Annotated in this window: 1 protein-coding gene; it reads right to left on the reverse strand. The window is 58.7% G+C overall.

The features are described from left to right. A partial coding sequence (locus SB765_RS31955; protein ID WP_410932801.1) for a sigma 54-interacting transcriptional regulator occupies window positions 1-252 on the reverse strand: 252 nt, incomplete at both ends.

Consider the following 252-nt stretch of genomic DNA (forward strand, 5'->3'; position numbering starts at 1 on the left):
CAGGCGTAGCGAGTCAGAAAAGCGTTAAGTTGCGGCGAGAGTCGCGGACGCGCCATCCCCTGCTCATCCGCAAAGCGGGCAACAAACATCTCGGTCAGCGGCAGAATATCCTGCGGACGATCGCGCAGAGGCGGCAGTTGCAGCGTCAGCACATTGAGCCGGTAAAAGAGATCCTCGCGGAACTCCCCGCGCTGCACCAGCTCAATCAGGTTTTTCTGCGTAGCGCAGATTACCCGCACATTGACATGCACT

This window comes from Pseudomonas sp. SIMBA_067, from assembly GCF_046534675.1.
Classification (GTDB): domain Bacteria; phylum Pseudomonadota; class Gammaproteobacteria; order Pseudomonadales; family Pseudomonadaceae; genus Aquipseudomonas; species Aquipseudomonas putida.